At 68.4% G+C, this 15,292-nt stretch carries 15 protein-coding genes; 5 read left to right on the top strand and 10 right to left on the bottom strand.

The features are described from left to right. Positions 1–205: 205 nt before the first annotated feature. Both ATK30_RS11400 and ATK30_RS11395 read left to right on the top strand, forming a co-directional pair. Positions 206–1,300 carry an LLM class flavin-dependent oxidoreductase gene (locus ATK30_RS11400; protein WP_101435588.1) on the top strand — a complete coding sequence of 365 codons (1,095 nt, stop codon included), beginning with the start codon at positions 206–208 and terminating at the stop codon, positions 1,298–1,300. A gap of 30 nt (positions 1,301–1,330) precedes the next feature. After that, the gene (locus ATK30_RS11395) at positions 1,331–1,936 is read left to right on the top strand and encodes an FMN reductase (protein WP_101435587.1); all 606 of its coding nucleotides are present in this window, start codon (positions 1,331–1,333) and stop codon (positions 1,934–1,936) included. Here ATK30_RS11395 and ATK30_RS11390 read toward each other — a convergent pair. Next, a complete protein-coding gene (locus ATK30_RS11390; RefSeq protein WP_101435586.1) occupies positions 1,930–2,553 on the bottom strand; it encodes a class I SAM-dependent methyltransferase in 624 nt (207 codons plus the stop codon). The genes ATK30_RS11395 and ATK30_RS11390 overlap by 7 nt on opposite strands. A 332-nt stretch (positions 2,554–2,885) precedes the next feature. Between ATK30_RS11390 and ATK30_RS11380 the strand changes: the two genes are divergently transcribed. Then, positions 2,886–3,302: a PGPGW domain-containing protein gene (locus tag ATK30_RS11380; RefSeq protein ID WP_101435585.1), complete on the top strand. Its 417-nt coding sequence runs from the start codon at positions 2,886–2,888 to the stop codon at positions 3,300–3,302. A gap of 293 nt (positions 3,303–3,595) precedes the next feature. On the opposite strand, the gene ATK30_RS11375 is transcribed toward ATK30_RS11380, so the two are convergent. From ATK30_RS11375 to ATK30_RS11355, 5 genes are read right to left on the bottom strand one after another with little or no spacing between them, the layout of a single operon-like run. After that, on the bottom strand, positions 3,596–6,085 hold the full coding sequence (locus ATK30_RS11375; protein WP_101435584.1) for a LamG-like jellyroll fold domain-containing protein: 2,490 nt from the start codon (positions 6,083–6,085) through the stop codon (positions 3,596–3,598). A gap of 50 nt (positions 6,086–6,135) precedes the next feature. Beyond that, the gene (locus ATK30_RS11370; protein ID WP_101435583.1) at positions 6,136–7,119 is read right to left on the bottom strand and encodes an ABC transporter permease; all 984 of its coding nucleotides are present in this window, start codon (positions 7,117–7,119) and stop codon (positions 6,136–6,138) included. Then, complete coding sequence (locus tag ATK30_RS11365; RefSeq protein ID WP_101435582.1) at positions 7,116–8,075, bottom strand: ABC transporter permease; 960 nt, start codon at positions 8,073–8,075, stop codon at positions 7,116–7,118. The genes ATK30_RS11370 and ATK30_RS11365 overlap by 4 nt, the downstream gene beginning before the upstream one ends. Continuing rightward, a complete protein-coding gene (locus ATK30_RS11360) occupies positions 8,047–9,591 on the bottom strand; it encodes a sugar ABC transporter ATP-binding protein (RefSeq protein ID WP_416332649.1) in 1,545 nt (514 codons plus the stop codon). Before ATK30_RS11360 ends, ATK30_RS11365 begins: the two co-directional genes overlap by 29 nt. Before the next feature lie 32 nt (positions 9,592–9,623). Beyond that, positions 9,624–10,700 (bottom strand): ABC transporter substrate-binding protein, encoded by a 1,077-nt coding sequence (locus ATK30_RS11355; RefSeq protein ID WP_101435580.1) that lies wholly within the window; start codon positions 10,698–10,700, stop codon positions 9,624–9,626. A 210-nt stretch (positions 10,701–10,910) separates the two neighbouring features. Here ATK30_RS11355 and ATK30_RS11350 point away from each other — a divergent pair, with 210 nt between their 5' ends. Continuing rightward, the gene (locus ATK30_RS11350) at positions 10,911–11,915 is read left to right on the top strand and encodes a LacI family DNA-binding transcriptional regulator (RefSeq protein ID WP_101435579.1); all 1,005 of its coding nucleotides are present in this window, start codon (positions 10,911–10,913) and stop codon (positions 11,913–11,915) included. Here ATK30_RS11350 and ATK30_RS11345 read toward each other — a convergent pair. After that, positions 11,912–12,508, bottom strand: a complete 597-nt coding sequence (locus ATK30_RS11345) for a LysE family transporter (protein ID WP_101435578.1) — start codon at positions 12,506–12,508, stop codon at positions 11,912–11,914. The genes ATK30_RS11350 and ATK30_RS11345 overlap by 4 nt on opposite strands. A 161-nt stretch (positions 12,509–12,669) precedes the next feature. Here ATK30_RS11345 and ATK30_RS11340 point away from each other — a divergent pair, with 161 nt between their 5' ends. Beyond that, positions 12,670–12,999, top strand: a complete 330-nt coding sequence (locus ATK30_RS11340) for a ParB N-terminal domain-containing protein (protein ID WP_101435577.1) — start codon at positions 12,670–12,672, stop codon at positions 12,997–12,999. A gap of 3 nt (positions 13,000–13,002) precedes the next feature. Here the strand turns inward: ATK30_RS11340 and ATK30_RS11335 are convergent, their stop codons facing one another. From ATK30_RS11335 to ATK30_RS46845, 3 genes are all read right to left on the bottom strand, one after another. Then, positions 13,003–13,686, bottom strand: a complete 684-nt coding sequence (locus tag ATK30_RS11335; RefSeq protein WP_101435576.1) for an alpha/beta fold hydrolase — start codon at positions 13,684–13,686, stop codon at positions 13,003–13,005. Between the two features lie 178 nt (positions 13,687–13,864). After that, positions 13,865–14,431 (bottom strand): snapalysin family zinc-dependent metalloprotease, encoded by a 567-nt coding sequence (locus ATK30_RS11330; protein WP_101435575.1) that lies wholly within the window; start codon positions 14,429–14,431, stop codon positions 13,865–13,867. Positions 14,432–14,575: 144 nt separating this feature from the next. Continuing rightward, positions 14,576–15,187: a YbaB/EbfC family nucleoid-associated protein gene (locus tag ATK30_RS46845; protein WP_101435574.1), complete on the bottom strand. Its 612-nt coding sequence runs from the start codon at positions 15,185–15,187 to the stop codon at positions 14,576–14,578. Positions 15,188–15,292 lie beyond the last annotated feature (105 nt).

Raw genomic sequence — 15,292 nt, 5'->3', positions numbered from 1 at the left:
GGGCAAACAGGCGGCCGGAGCAGGGGCCCCGGGCCGTCACCGTACTGCAGGATATCCGCACCCCCCGACAGGATCGGGCCGCTGCGCCCCCGATGGGGTCCGGCAGCGTGTCCCAGGTCACCGGTATAGTCCTGGAGGAATACATCTTCCACGCGAGTAGTTGTGCCGACAAGCAAGGACAGAACGAACCGGCTAGGGAGCGGTCATGCAGTTCGGAATCTTCTCGGTGGGCGACGTCACGACCGACCCCACCACGGGCGTCACGCCCACGGAGCACGAGCGCATCAAGGCGATGGTCAAGATCGCGCTCAAGGCCGAAGAGGTCGGCCTCGACGTCTTCGCCGTCGGCGAGCACCACAATCCGCCGTTCGCCGCGCCGGCGAACCCCACCGTGCTGCTGTCGAACATCGCGGCGCAGACCGAGAAGATCGTCCTCTCGACGTCGACCACCCTGATCACCACCAACGACCCGGTGCGGCTGGCCGAGGACTACGCCATGCTGCAGCACCTGGCCGACGGGCGGCTCGACCTGATGATGGGCCGCGGCAACACCGGCCCGGTCTACCCGTGGTTCGGGCAGGACATCCGCCAGGGCATCCCGCTGGCCGTCGAGAACTACGCGCTGCTGCACCAGTTGTGGCGCGAGGAGGTCGTCGACTGGCAGGGCAAGTTCCGCACCCCGCTGCAGGGCTTCACCTCGACGCCGCGCCCGCTCGACGGCGTGCCGCCGTTCGTGTGGCACGGTTCGATCCGCAGCCCGGAGATCGCCGAACAGGCCGCCTACTACGGCGACGGGTTCTTCGCGAACCACATCTTCTGGCCGACCTCGCACTTCCAGCAGCTGATCGCGTTCTACCGGCAGCGCTACGAGCACTACGGGCACGGCAAGGCCGACCAGGCCATCGTCGGGCTCGGCGGGCAGGCGTTCATCCGGCCGAAGTCGCAGGACGCGTGGAACGAGTTCCGGCCGTACTTCGACAACGCGCCGGTGTACGGGCACGGGCCGTCGCTGGAGGACTTCACCGAGCAGACGCCGCTGACCGTCGGCAGCCCGCAGGAGGTCATCGACAAGACGCTGACCTTCCGCGAGCACTTCGGCGACTACCAGCGCCAGCTGTTCCTGATGGACCACGCCGGCCTGCCGCTCAAGACCGTGCTGGAGCAGCTCGACCTGCTCGGCGAAGAGGTCGTGCCGGTGCTGCGCAAGGAACTGGACGCGAAGCGCCCGGCGCACGTGCCGGACGCGCCCACGCACGAATCGCTCAAGGCGGCTCGCGAAGCCCAGACCGTCACCGCTTGACCTGGGCTCGCCGGACTTAGTGGAGAGGTCATGACTGCACGCACTATCGCCGTGGTCACCGCGGGGCTGAGCCAGCCGTCGTCGACGCGGCTGCTGGCCGACCGGCTGGCCGAGGCCACCCGCGCCGCCCTGGTCGACGACGACGTGACGGTGAAGGTGTTCGAACTCCGCGACATCGCGGTGGACGTCACCAACAACATGCTCACCGGGTTCCCCAGCCCGCAGCTGCGGGAAGTGATCGACACCGTGACGCGCGCCGACGGCTTGATCGCCGTGACGCCCGTGTTCACCGCTTCCTACAGCGGGCTGTTCAAATCGTTCTTCGACGTGCTGGACAAGGAAGCACTCGACGGCAAGCCGGTGCTGCTCGCGGCGACGGGCGGTACGGAACGGCATTCGCTCGCGCTCGACTTCGCGCTGCGGCCGCTCTTCGCCTACCTTCGCGCGACTGTGGTCCCGACGGGCGTGTACGCGGCGTCGTCGGACTGGGGCAGCGTCGAGGCGACGGGTGCGTTGCAGCAGCGCGTGGAGCGGGCGGGCCGCGAGCTGGCCCAGATGGTCTCGGCGGCACCTGAGGCGAAACCGGACGACGAGTACGCGTCGGTGTCGTTCGAGCAGTTGCTGGCTGGTCACTGACGCCTCCGAGCGGTCAAGAGTGCCTGCGGCGCCGGGGTTTCCGGGTTGAGGAGCAGTTCGGCCTCGACGGCGAACCCGGCGTCGCGCAGCCAGTTCGCCATGCGTTCCCGCGGGCGGCGGTGCACCTGGACCTTCATCGGGTGGCCGCCGTAACCCTCGGTCTTCAGCCGGGTTTCGTCGCCGACGTGGAAGAGCAGTTGGAGCACTCCGCTGGGACGCAGTGCTTGGCGGAAGTTTGCGAGGACGGCCGGGAGCCGGTCGTCGGGCAGGTGGATGACCGACTGCCACGCCACGATCCCGGCCAGCGACGCGGTCGGCAGCGGGTCGGTCATCGAGCCGACCTCGAACCGCAGCTTCGGATAGTCGCGCCGGGCCACCTCGATCATGCCAGGGGAGAGGTCGACGCCGTACGCGGCTACGCCGAGCTCGTTGAGGTGCGCGGTCACTTGGCCGGGGCCGCAACCGAGGTCCGCGACCGGGCCGTCGCTGACTTGTTCGGCGAACAACCGCAGTGCGGCAAGCAGATACGGCTGTTTGCCGAGCGCGTCGCGGACGAACGTGGCGTAGTCCTCCGCCACGGTGTCGTAGGACGTTCGGGCGTCGGTGAGCCAGTTCATGTCTGCCTGCCGGGGTCTGGACGATGAGGACGGTGGCGCGGGTGGTTCAGGGAAGGTCCATGCACATCGGGTTCGGCGGACCGCGCGATGATTTCGCCGTGCGGATCCGGTTGTTCGAGCAGGACTCGCGGCCCGCCGCGAGTTTCTTCGGCGGGCCGGAATCCTCGGGACGCGCCCCATCCCGCCTGCCAGCGGCGGATGAGGTCGGGAAGTGATTCGGCCACGCTGAGCAGCTAAGCACCCGGCACCGACAAAAACGGCCGATCCGCTGCCGGGGTCCAGTATGGACAGTCCGGCTGGCAGTGCCGCGAGCCCGGCGGCACACTGGCCCGATGGGATTGGGGAAGCCAGTGCGCCGGGTGCTCTTCTCGGTCGTCGGCGGGGCGCTGGTGATCGTCGGGGTCGTGCTGCTCGTGCTGCCGGGACCGGGACTGCTGCTGGTGCTCGCCGGATTGCTGGTGCTCGCCTCGGAGTTCCCGGCACTGCGACGATTCGTCGGCCCGGTGCGGACGCGGGCGATGCAAGCCGCGGAGGACAGCGTGTCCTCGCCGCTGCGGATCGGCGGTTCGGTGCTGGCCGGGCTGGCTCTGCTGGCCGCGGGCATCGTGTGGGGGACGGTGCGGTCGCTGCCGTTCAGCGGGTGGAGCACCGGGACCAGCCTGATTTTGTCGAGCCTGATCTTGTTCGCGTTGGTGATCTGGAGTTACCTGCGGGTGCGGGCGAAGCAGGAAGTCTCCGGCAAGCCCTAGGCAGCCGCCTTCGCCGAGCACGACATGACGCCAGCCGCCGCGCCCAGTTCACTTGCGGGACGGTGTGGTCTTTCAACTCGACGCTGGACCAGCAAACCTTTGCCACGGCGAGGAAAAGCAAGGCAAGTCAAGGGTGGCAGACCGATGCACGGCACGAGCCGACCGGCGCGTTTTTGCCCCGCCAAGCTGTCTTGGCATCCGGGAATGGCACCGGCCCGGGGGACCCGGAAAGAGAAGCGCCTGGACCCGCGAACTCGCAGGCCCAGGCGCTCCTCAGCAACCGTTCACCGAGCTCAAGAGGCGTACAGCTTCGCCACCTCCGCCGCGGACAGCGCCCGGTCGTACACGTGCACCTGGTCAACCGCCCCGTTGAGGAAGTCGACCGGGTTCCCGCCGTACTTGCCGCGGCCGATCACCGTGTGGCCGGTGGACGCCTCGCCCAGGCAAACGCTGCGCGACGCGGCCAGTTGACCGTCCACATACAGCGCCAGCTGACCGGTAGCGGCATCCCGGACTCCGACCAGGTGGTACCAGCGTCCGGCTTCCGGCGTGATCGGGGCGAGGGCCCGTGTGCCCACGAAGCTGAACGCCAGCTTGTGGTCCGCGCCGGAATACTGCAGGAAGAACGCGCTGTGGTCGTCGCCGTCCTGGCTCACGACGGTCTGGAAACCGTCGCCGACCGCGTTGAACTTCACCCACGCGGCGACGCTGTAGCTCAGGTCGGTCTTCACCAGCGCGGCGCCGGTGTCCGCGTACTGGCCCGAGCCGTTCACCGCCAGGGCCGAACCGCTGTGTCCGGCGGTCCAGGAAGCGCCGCCGATGAGCGTCGCGTCGTGGTGGCCCACGGTGTCCGCCGCCGTGGTGCCGCTGTTCTCGTCGAACGGGTACGCGGCGATTCCGTCGATGCCGGGCGTGCCTGGCGGAATCACCGGACCTTGTTGCGGTGAACCGTCCACGCCGTTGATCACCGATAGGTTCGCGGCCCGGACGGCGGCGAAGTCCATCTTCTTCACCTGACGGTCGTAGGTGAGGAAGCCGTTGACCTCCTTTTCCACGTCGGTGGTCTGCGTGTACACGCCTGCCGAGACCCCGCATTGCCGTCCCGCGAGCAGCAGACGTTGCTGGAGTTCGGCGTAGCGGCGGGTGAGCGTGGCGCTGTCCGGTTCCATTTCGTAGGCGAAACTGCCGGCCGGGTCGAATTGGTGTCCGTCGACCTTGAGGCCGAGGCCGCCGTATTCACCGTCGACCGCGGCGCGGGTCGCGTCCGGCACCGGGGTTCCGGGACCGGTGTAGGTGTGGTCGTCATAGATGTCGCCGCGGCCGCTGTCCGGTTCGGACCGGCAGCAGTTGACGCCGGACTCCGCGTCCACGAGCCGCGTGGGGTCCCAGGCCTTGACCTGGTCGGCGATCCGGCCGACGGCGTAGTCGCCCCAGCCCTCGTTGAACGGGACCCAGGTGACGATCGACGGGAAACTGCGGTGCTGGTCGATCATCCGGTGCAGTTCGGATTCGAAGTTCGCCTGCGACGCGGGCGTCGGCTCGATGTCGTCCTTCATCGCGGGCATGTCCTGCCACACCATCAAACCGAGTTTGTCCGCGTAGTAGTACCAGCGATCGGGTTCGACCTTGATGTGCTTGCGGACCATGTTGAAGCCGAGCGCCTTTTCCTGTTCCAGATCGAACTTCAGCGCCGCGTCGGTCGGTGCGGTGTAGATGCCGTCCGGCCAGAAACCCTGGTCGAGCGGGCCGAGCTGCATCACGAACTTGCCGTTGAGCATCATCCGTTGCTTGCCGTCGGCGGTCTTGCCGACGGAAATCGACCGAAGGCCGAAGTACGAGCCGACACTGTCCCCAGAGGACAGTGAGACACGCAGGTCGTACAGGAACGGATCGTCCGGCGTCCACAGATGCGGCTTGTTCACCTTGAGCGTCAACGGAGTGTTCGCCGGTCCGGACGCGACGCCGACGACTCGGCCGTGGTCGTACGCGATGGCTTGCACGCGTTGTTTCACCGGCCCGCCGACTACGGCGTTCACGGTGACCGAACCGCTGGCGACGTCCGGCGTGGTGTCCACTCGCGAGATGTACGCCGGGGTCACCGGTTCCATCCAGACGGTTTGCCAGATGCCGGAAGTCGGGGTGTAGAAGATACCGTCGCCGGGTTTGCGCTGCTTGCCGAGCGGTTGCCCGCCCGCGTCATTGGGATCCGTGACGCCGACGACGACTTCCTGGTCTTTCCCGGTGGTCAACGCGTTGGTCACGTCCGCGGAAAACGCGTCGTAACCGCCGGTGTGGTGGACGACCTGATGGCCGTTGACCCACACCGTGGTGTCGTAGTCGACCGCCTGGAAGTGCAGGATCAGCCGCTGGTCCCGGCCGCCTACGTGCCAGTTCTTCGGCACCTGGAACGTCCGCCGGTACCACATCGACGTTTCGTGCCGCATGATTCCCGACAACGCCGATTCGACCGGATAAGGCACGAGGATGCGTTCGTCGAGACCGCGGTTGATCGGCGGCGAGTCGCCCGGTTTGGCGGCGGAGAATTCCCAGACGCCGTTGAGGTTTTGCCAGTTGTCGCGGGTCAGCTGCGGGCGCGGGTATTCGGGAAGCGCGTTGGTCGGGGAGACCTGGTTGGTCCACGGGGTGGTGAGGGGAGGGGTGAGGCGTTGCCATTGCGGCGGATCGGCCGCGGCGGCGGGGACACTCGACAACCCGGACACGGCCACGGCGAGCGCGGCGGCCACCGTGGCCAAACGGCCGGGTCTGCGGGCAGGACGGACCATCGTCGAACCTCCTACTGACAGGTGGATCAGCGCGGATGGAACTGCACGGGTCAGGAACGGCGGGAACGGGCCAGCAGCCGCTGGATCACGACGACGACCAGCAGGAAAGCGCCGCTGACCACCGTCTGGTAGTTGGAATCGAGAGTGCCGACCTGGTTGATGACGTTCTGGATCAGCGTCTTCAGCAGCACGCCGACGAGCGTGCCGATGACGGTCCCGGCGCCGCCGGTGAGCAGCGTTCCGCCGATGACCACGACGGAAATCGCGTCCAGTTCCGTGCCGACGCCGAGCACGGTGACGCCCGATTGCAGATACGCGGCGGTGAGCACGCCGGCGAATCCGGCGAGAGTGCCGCTGAGCGTGTAGAGGACGATTTTGGTGCGGGCCACCGGAAGACCCATGAGCAACGCGGATTGTTCCGCACCGCCGAGAGCGAAGATCGACTGGCCGAAGCGGGTTCGGCGCAACAGCAGTCCGCCGAGTCCGAAAAGGATCAACGCGAGATACACCGGTACGCCGATGCCGAAGATCTTGCCTTGTCCCAGCCACAGCAAGGCCGCGCCTGGCTCCACTTTGTACGTTGTCGCACCCTCGTTGGTCAAGGCCAGCAAGAGCCCGCGAGCGAACAACAGCGAGGCGAGCGTGACGATGAACGGCGCCATTTTCGTCCGCGCGATGAGCAGACCGTTGATCAGTCCGATCAGTCCGCAAACGACTAATGGCAGCAGGATAGCGACGACCAGGCCGTAGCGGGAACCGTACGCGGCGAGCACACCGCCGAGCGCGTACACCGAGCCGACGGACAAATCGATCCCGCCGGAAATGATCACGAACGTCATGCCCAGTGCGATCACTGCCAGGAAGGAACTTTGCAAGGCGAGGTCGCGCAGGTTGTCCGCGGAGCCGAAACGAGGGAAGGTGAACCACGCGACAAGCACGCCGAGGACGAGCACCACGGCCGCGCCTTGGCGTTGCAGGACTGCGGCGAACGCCGCGCCGCGTTCCGACGGCGGGGCGACGGTGGTCGCGATCATCGCGTGCTCCGTTCCCGGGCGACGTACACCGCGGCGACGATGATGGCGGCCTGCACCATCTGCGCGGCGGAGTCGGGCAGGTTGTGTTTGATCAGCGTGGCGTGCACCAGCTGCATGAGCAGCGCGCCGAACACCGTGCCGAGCACGCGGACGCGCCCGCCGGTGAGCGGAGTGCCGCCGACCACCACCGCGGTGATCGCGGAGAGTTCCATCAGCAGGCCGAGGTCGTTCGGGTCGCTCGCGCCGAGCCGTGCGGTGGACAGCACGCCGGCGATCGCCGCCAGCGCGCCGGACATGGCGTACACGCCGATCAGGACGCGTTTGACTGGCAGCCCGGCGAGTGTCGCGGCGGGACGGTTGCCGCCGACCGCGACCAGGTGCCGGCCGAAAGTGGTGCGCCGCACCAGCAATCCGGCCAGTACTGAAAGGACAGCGGCTACCAGGACCATGATCGGCACCCCGAGGACGTCGCCGGTGCCGAGCGCGAGGAAGTCCGGGTTGTGCAGCTGCACCAGTTGCCCGTGCGCGATCACGAGCGCGAGCCCGCGACCGCCGACGAGTAAGGCCAGGGTCGCGATGATCGGCTGAATTCCGAGCTGGGCGACCAGAAAACCGCTGAACAGCCCGGAAACGAGCCCGGCGATGAGCGCGACCAGGATCACCATCAGCGGCCCGGCCCCGAGATACAGCGGGACGAGCGCCGCGGCGACCGACATCACCGAGCCCACGGACAGGTCGATGCCTTCGGTGCCGATCACCAGCGCCATGCCGAGCGCCACGATGCACACCGGCGCGGCCTGCACCAACTGCGTGCGGAAGTTGGCCGCGGAGAGGAAGTTCTGGGTGAATGCGACGTTGAAGAGCAGCAGCACGACCACGGCCAGGTACACGCCGTAGTTCTGCAGCCAGCTCGTGACGCGGGCGCGGTCAGGTCTCGTCAGTGTCGCGGTCGACATCGTTGTCACCCCCTGCAGCTATCGCCGCCAGCACGTTGTCCTCGGTGACCGCGTCGCCGGCCAGTTCGGTGGCGACGCTGCCGTCGCGCAGGACGACCACCCGGTCCGCGCCGTCGAGAATTTCTTCCAGTTCCGACGAGATCAGCAGCACGCCGAGCCCGTCCTGCGCCAGTTCGTCGATCAACGCCTGCACCTCGGCCTTGGCTCCGACGTCGATACCGCGCGTGGGCTCGTCCAGCAGCAAGACTTTCGGGCCGGTGGCGAGCCAGCGGGCGAGCAGCACCTTCTGCTGATTGCCGCCGGACAGCTCGGACACCTTCTGCTCCGGACTGGACGCCTTGATCCGCAATCGTTCCATGAACGTCTTCACCACGCGGTCCTGTTTGGACCGGCTGACGAAGCCGAAAGTGGACAGCCGCGGCAGCGCGGCGAGCACGATGTTCTCGCGCACGGACAGGTTCGGAATGATCCCGTCCGCCTTGCGGTCCTCGGCCAGCAGCGCGATTCCGGCTCGCATCGCGGCGGAGATCTTCCCCCGCTTCAACGGCTTTCCGGCCAGCAGCACGGTGCCGCCGTCGAGCGGAAACGCCCCGACCACAGCCCGCGCGGTCTCGCTCCGGCCGGAGCCCAGCAGCCCGGCCAGCCCGACGACCTCGCCTGGCCGCACGCTCACCGAAACGTCGTGCAGTTTGTTCCCGCCGGACAGGTTCATGGCCTGCAGCAACGGCTCCTTCTGCGCATGATGCTCCTCGCCGAACGCGGTGACGCCCTCGGCGCGAATCTGCCGGATTTCCCGGCCGAGCATCATCGACACCAGCTCAATGCGCGGCAACGGCTTCAGCGGCCCACTGTGGACTACGCGTCCGTCGCGCAGCACCGTGACGCTGTCGCACACCCGGTACAGCTCGTCCATCCGGTGGCTCACGTAGAGCACCGAGATGTCGTCGGCGTGCAGCCGGGCCAGCACCTCGAACAAAGTGTCCACTTCACGCGGTTCGAGCGACGACGTCGGCTCGTCCATCACGACGACACCGGCCTTTGTGGACACCGCACGAGCCAGCGCGACCATCTGCTGCGCGCCGACCGCCAGCGTGTGAAGCGGACGCCGCACGTCGGTGTCGATCCCGTAGCCGCTGAGCAGGTCGCGCGCCTGCTCGTTCATCGCCGACCAGTCCACCAGGCCGGTGCGGGTGCGCGGTTCCCGGCCGAGGAAGACGTTGCTCGCCACGCTCATCAGCGGGACGAGGTTGACCTCCTGGTAGATGGTGGAGATCCCGGCACGCTGCGCGTCGATCGGCCTGCGGAAATCGACCGGCTCGCCGAGGTGGCGCACCTCGCCCTCGTCCGGCCGGTACACGCCGGTGAGGACCTTGATCAAAGTGGACTTGCCCGCGCCGTTTTCCCCGACCAGCGCGTGGACTTCGCCGCGGCGCAAGCGGAAGGAGACGTCGTCGAGGGCCACGGTGCCGGGGAACCGTTTGGTCACCCCGGCCACCTCGAGCACCGGTGCGGTCATGGTCGCCACCTGGGTGTCGGCCGCGCTGATCATCAGTACGCGTTCCCGACCTTCTGGGCCGCGTTCGATTCGTCGTAGGCGTCGTCGGTGATGACGATGCTCGGCGGGATCGGCTTGCCGTCCTCGAACTGCTGCAGCGTCTGGAACGCCAGCTGCCCGAACCGCGGGTTCGACTCGATGACCGCGTTGTAGCTGCCGTCGGCGATCAGCTGCACCGCGTTGCGGGTGCCGTCGACGGACACGACCTTCACGTCCTTGCCGGGGTTCTTGCCCGCGGTCTTGAGCGCGTTGACCGCGCCGATGCCCATCTCGTCGTTCTCCGCGTACACCGCGGTGAGGTCCGGGTGGCTCTGGATCAGCTGTTCCATCACCGACTGGCCCTTGGACCGGTCGAACTCGCCGGTCTGCTCGGCGACCACGGTGAGCCCGGGCGTCTTCGCCAGCTCGTCCTTGAACCCCTTGGTGCGGTCGGTGGTCACGTTGTTGCCCGAGGAACCGAGCAGGATCGCGACCTTGCCGTTGCCGCCGGTGGACTTCGCCAGCGCGGCGGCCGCGCGGTGGCCCTGTTCGATGAAGTTGGAGCCGATGAAGGTCAGGTAGTCGGTGCACGGCTTCGACGTGACCTGCCGGTCGATGGTGACCACCGGGACCTTCTTCGCCTTCGCAGCGTCGAGCGCGGGCTGCAGGCCGTCGGAGTTCAGCGGGGCCACGATGAGCAGCTGCGCGCCCCGGTCCAGCAGAGACTTGATGTCCGAGATCTGCTTGTTGAGGTCACTCTGCGCGTTCGTGGTGAGCAGGTGGTCGGCCGGGATGCCGAGCTTGGCCGCCTCGCTGCGGATGGACTGCGTCTCGGCGATCCGGAACGGGTTCGCCTCCTTCTCCGACTGGGAGAAGCCGACGATCGCGGTCTTCGGGTCGACCTTCGGGTATCCGGTCTTGTCGATGGTGCAGCCGTCGGCGCTGGGCGCGGAGGACGCGGCCGAGGCGGCCGGACCGGAGCCGTTGCTTTGCGCGGCCGGGGTTTCCTCGCGGCTGGTGCAGCCGGCGAGCACGAGTGCCGTGGCGGTGCCGGCGACCAGGGCGAAGCGGGCAGGGACGGACGGGGACACGGCGGACTCCTCGCAGCCGACGACTGGGGCAACCCGCTCGGCGGGGTGACGACCGTCACCCCGCCGAGCTCCGGCTATTTTTACATCGTTGGAACAACGTTGTAAACAGGCAAAACGTCGCTACACTACGTGGTCGTCGGGGCTGGTGCCGAGGGCTTCGCGGGCTCGTGATGAGCTCGGGCTCCCGGGCGGAGGAGATGAGGAGTCAGCGTGGCCGTGACCCTGAAGGACGTCGCGACGCTGGCGGGCGTTTCGGTGAAAACCGTGTCGAACGTGGTGAACGGCTACGCGTTCGTGAAGCCCGAGAACCGGCGGCGCGTCGAGGAGGCACTGGCCGCGACCGGGTACCGGCCGAACCTCGGCGCGCGCAACCTGCGCCGCGGGCGGACCGGGTTCCTGGCGCTGATGGTGCCGGAGCTGAGCATTCCGTACTTCGGCGAAATGGCCGGGCTGGTGATCACCGCCGCGCAGCGCCGCGGGTGGAGCGTGCTGATCGAGCAGACGCAGGGGACCCGCGACCGCGAACGGGCCACTGTGGACTCGCTGGGCCCCCATCTGGTCGACGGCGCCCTGGTGCATCCGGAGGCGCTCGAAGCGGCCGATTTCCCCGCCGCGGAAAAGAAAATCCCGATGGTGCTGCTCGGCGAGCACGCGGTGGACGTCGCGCTCGACCGAGTGGCGATCGACAACGTGCAGGCCGCGCATCTCGCGGTGTCGCATCTGGTTTCGCTCGGCCGCCGCCGGATCGCGGCGATCGGCGCGAACCCGAAGCGCGGGACTTCGTCGCTGCGTCTCGCGGGTTATCGGGCCGCGTTGGCCGATGCTGGTTTGCCGTCCGCGGATTCCTTGGTCGAGCCGGTGGCGAAGTACCATCGCGCCGAGGGTGCGGCGGCGATGAAACGCTTGCTGGCACAGGAAGAACCGCCGGACGCGGTGTTCTGCTTCAACGACCTGCTGGCCGTCGGCGCGTTGCGTTCGGCGGCCGAGCACGGGCTTCGGGTGCCCGACGACATCGCGATCGTCGGCTTCGACAACACCGAGGAGAGCGCGTTCAGCCTGCCCGCGCTCACCACGATCTCGCCGGACAAGGCGGCGATCGCCGAGGCCGCGATCGACCTCATCCACAGCCGCCTCGCCGGTACCGAGAGCGCTGAGCCGCGTTCGGTGCAGCCGCCGTTTTCCTTGGAGGTAAGGGAAAGCACGGTCGTTTCCTAGAGGAGCCGCACCGCCAGCACGAGAATCACCGCGCTGGACAGCAGGGCGGTGCCGAGCCGTCCGCGCGGACCGGTGAGTCCGCGTCCGAGCAATGCGCCGCCGATGGCCAGGAGCAGTTGCCAACTGGCCGAAGCTGCGAACGCGGCGGCGGCGAATACCGTGCCGTTGGCCGGGCGGTCGCCGAGGACGAGCGCGGTGAAGTAGATGATGGTGGACGGGTTGAGCAGGGTCAGGCCGAGCAGCGTCGCGTACGCCCGGAGCGGGTGCGGTTCCGTTGCCAGCAACGGAGTTTCCGCGGATCGATAGCGCTGGACAGCTCGGATCGCGGTCCACGCGCCGAGCACGAACAGCGCGGCGGCGGAGGTCAGGCGCAGGGGAGTGGTGATCGGGGCGAGCAGCGGGGCCAGCGCGGCGCCGCCGGTGGTGGCGAGAACGGCGTAGACGCCGTCCGCGGTGGCCACCCCCATCGCCGCGGCCGCCCCGACCCGCCACGACGTGCGAGCGGTGAGTTCGACCAGGTAAACGCCGATCGCCCCGACCGGCATGGCGATCCCGTACCCCGCGACAAGCCCTGCGACCAGCTCGGCGCTCATCGCGCGGCCTGGCTAGTCCCTTCCTGCGCCGTCTGCTGCTTGCCGTGCAGAGCAAGGCAACGGGACGGGGCACGGCGGGCGGGTTCGGTGGTCATGGGGGGAATACTCGGTCGTCCGAATGGGACTGGGCAACTGAATTTCCTCCGTGCCAGGATGAGCGTATGCCGGTTGAACTGCCTGTCGCGCTGGTGGCCCGGTACCGGGCGGTGGATCGGGAAAAGGTGGGCTCCGCACTCGTGGACACCCCGCGGCATCTCGACGCCCTCGCCGAGGACATCGCGCGGCACGGCATCCGGACGCCGTTGCGGCTCGGGTTCTGCGAGGACTTCGGCACGCTCGACGGCAACCACCGGATCGCCGTCGCGCTGCGGCTCGGGCTGAGGTCGGTGCCGGTCGACGTGGTCTGGGAACCGCGCAGTCCGCGCCCCGGGCACGCACAACCGATGCGGGCGGCGGATTTCGCGGTGCACGCGGCCGTGGCGGGCAAATAGCCGCTACTCGCTGCGAGCCGCGATCTTGTCGATCATCGTGGCCACCGCCTCTGGCTGGGAGAGCAGTGAGTAATGGCTGGCCGACAACTCGACACAGTCCGCTCCAGCCCGCTCGGCGAACCAGCGTTGCAGGTCCGGGTTGAGGATCCGGTCCTCTGTGGACACCGCGTAGCCGGTCGGCAGATCGCGCCAGGCGCCAGGACCCGCCGGTGCGAGGAAGCACTCGGCGCGGGCGCGTCGTTGCACTGCGGCCAGCGCGGCCGCTCGATCGGAAGCAACGTCGGCGGCGAGGGCGTAATGGAAGCGATCCGGGTCGAGGGACGACCAGCCGTTCTCGTGCGACATCACGACGTCTTTTCCGGGAGCGCCCGGGAAGAGGGCGTTCATCGAGGGCACAGTCTCGCCTTCGTCGGGGACATACGCCGCGAAGTAAGTCAGAGCGCTGACCTGCGGATTATCTTTCGCTGCACCGGAAATCACCGCGCCGCCGTAGGAGTGGGCAGCCAGCATGACCGGGCCGCTGAAGGTAGTTACCTCCCGGCGGACTTCGGCGATGTCGTCGGCGAGCGAGGTCATCGGCAGGTGTGCCGCGCGGACCCGGTGTCCCTGCCGGTGCAGCGCGGGAATCACGTCCAGCCACGCCGACCCGTCGCTCCAAGCACCGTGCACCAGAACAATTTCCGCCATGAATGCCTCCCCTTCGTCTGAAGGCAAGCCAACCACCGGGGGACGGCGGGCATTCCTGTCTCAGCGAGATAAGGCGGATTCCGACCTCAACCATGGTCCGAACGGCGCTTTCCGACCCGACAGCCTTGACAGCGAAGCGGCGACCGGGACGTACCCGGCCGCCGCTCGCTCATCGGTCTCAGCCGACGGGCATCTTTTCGTAAATCCGCTGCTGCGGACCGGCCGCGGCGCGGATTCCGTTGGCCCACAGCTGCTGCACCCGGGACGCTTCCTGGGAGTTCGGGTTGGCGTTGTGGCACGACGGGCCGGGGCCGCCGCCCGACATCAGTTCGGAGCACGGGCCCGAGTAGTGGTCCGGCAGGCCGAGCACGTGGCCGGTCTCGTGCGCGGTGATCCGCGTGTTGTCGTATTGGCGGGCCTGGGTGTAGTCGATGAAGATGGTGCCGTTGCCGTGGCCGTCGGTCTGCGCGTAGGACCCGCGCGGGTCGTTGCCCTCGACGTACCGCAGCGAGGCCCCGGACGAACGCTCGACCAGCTTCACATTGGTCACCGCGCGGTTCCAGTTCGCCGCGCCCGCGTTGATCGCGGCCCGGAACGACGGCGCGCCTGAAGTCGAGTAGTAGACCGTGGCGGCGGCGGACGGAGCTGGCGCGGCGACCGCGACGCCGCCCGCGACGCCGCCCGCGAGCGGCGCGGCGGCCACAGCGAGCGCGATCGCGCCGGACAGCACGAACTTCCTAGACATAGAAAGCTCCTGGGGAGGTGGGGAGTTTGCCGGGTTTGCGCGCGCTCAACCCAAAGTAGGCAGAAGCTCCCGGAATGTGACCCCTCTTTCGTACGGTCCGGAAACTGGTGATTTCCCAGCACTAACGACGGGTTGACAGTCCGGTCACCACGGCTGCATCTCGTCGTCGTCCTCGCCCGCGGCGCGCCGGCGGTGCGGGCCGGACGTCGGCCGCGGCGGTTCGGGCGCGGCCGGGGGCGGCGGCGGAGTGTCGCCCGGAGGCGGCATCGGCGGACGGCTGTGCGTCGCGCCGCCCGGCGGGGGCATCGGGCGTCCGAAGGACGCGCTGCCCGGCGGAGTGGTGCTGCCCGGCGGAGGTCCCGAGTACCGGGCAGGCGTTTCGGGCCGCGGCGGCTCGGCCGGAGGTTCCGGCTCTTCCTCGGGCTCCGGCAGGTACGACTTGACCACGTTCATCATCTCGCTGTCACCGGCGATCGGCGCGAACGCGTCGATGACGTCGCGCGACACCTGGCGCTGGGCCTTCCCGTAGGCGTCCATGATCAAGGCGGTGAGCCGGGCGCCGCCGTGCCGCAGAGCGCGGTCGTCGATCACCAGGTCCTTGAGCGCGCCGTTCGGGGCGACCGAAACCGACACCAGCCCGTCGCCCGATTTCGCGCGGCCCTCGGCGGTGCTCAGCGTCTCCTGCAGGGCAACGCTCTTCGCCTGCATTTCGTCAATCCGCCGCTGGAAGTCGTCCAGCCACCCCTGATCGTCCACCGGCGAACGCTATCGATCCCCCTCGCCCAGTTGGTGAACCCCGGATGGCGGACGGACGACGAAACGATCGACATCCGCGGCGGGCCGGAGCGGCCGAGGGCAACG

The organism is Amycolatopsis echigonensis, assembly GCF_002846615.1.
Taxonomy (GTDB): domain Bacteria; phylum Actinomycetota; class Actinomycetes; order Mycobacteriales; family Pseudonocardiaceae; genus Amycolatopsis; species Amycolatopsis echigonensis.
This window is presented reverse-complemented; position numbering and strand designations above follow the sequence as displayed.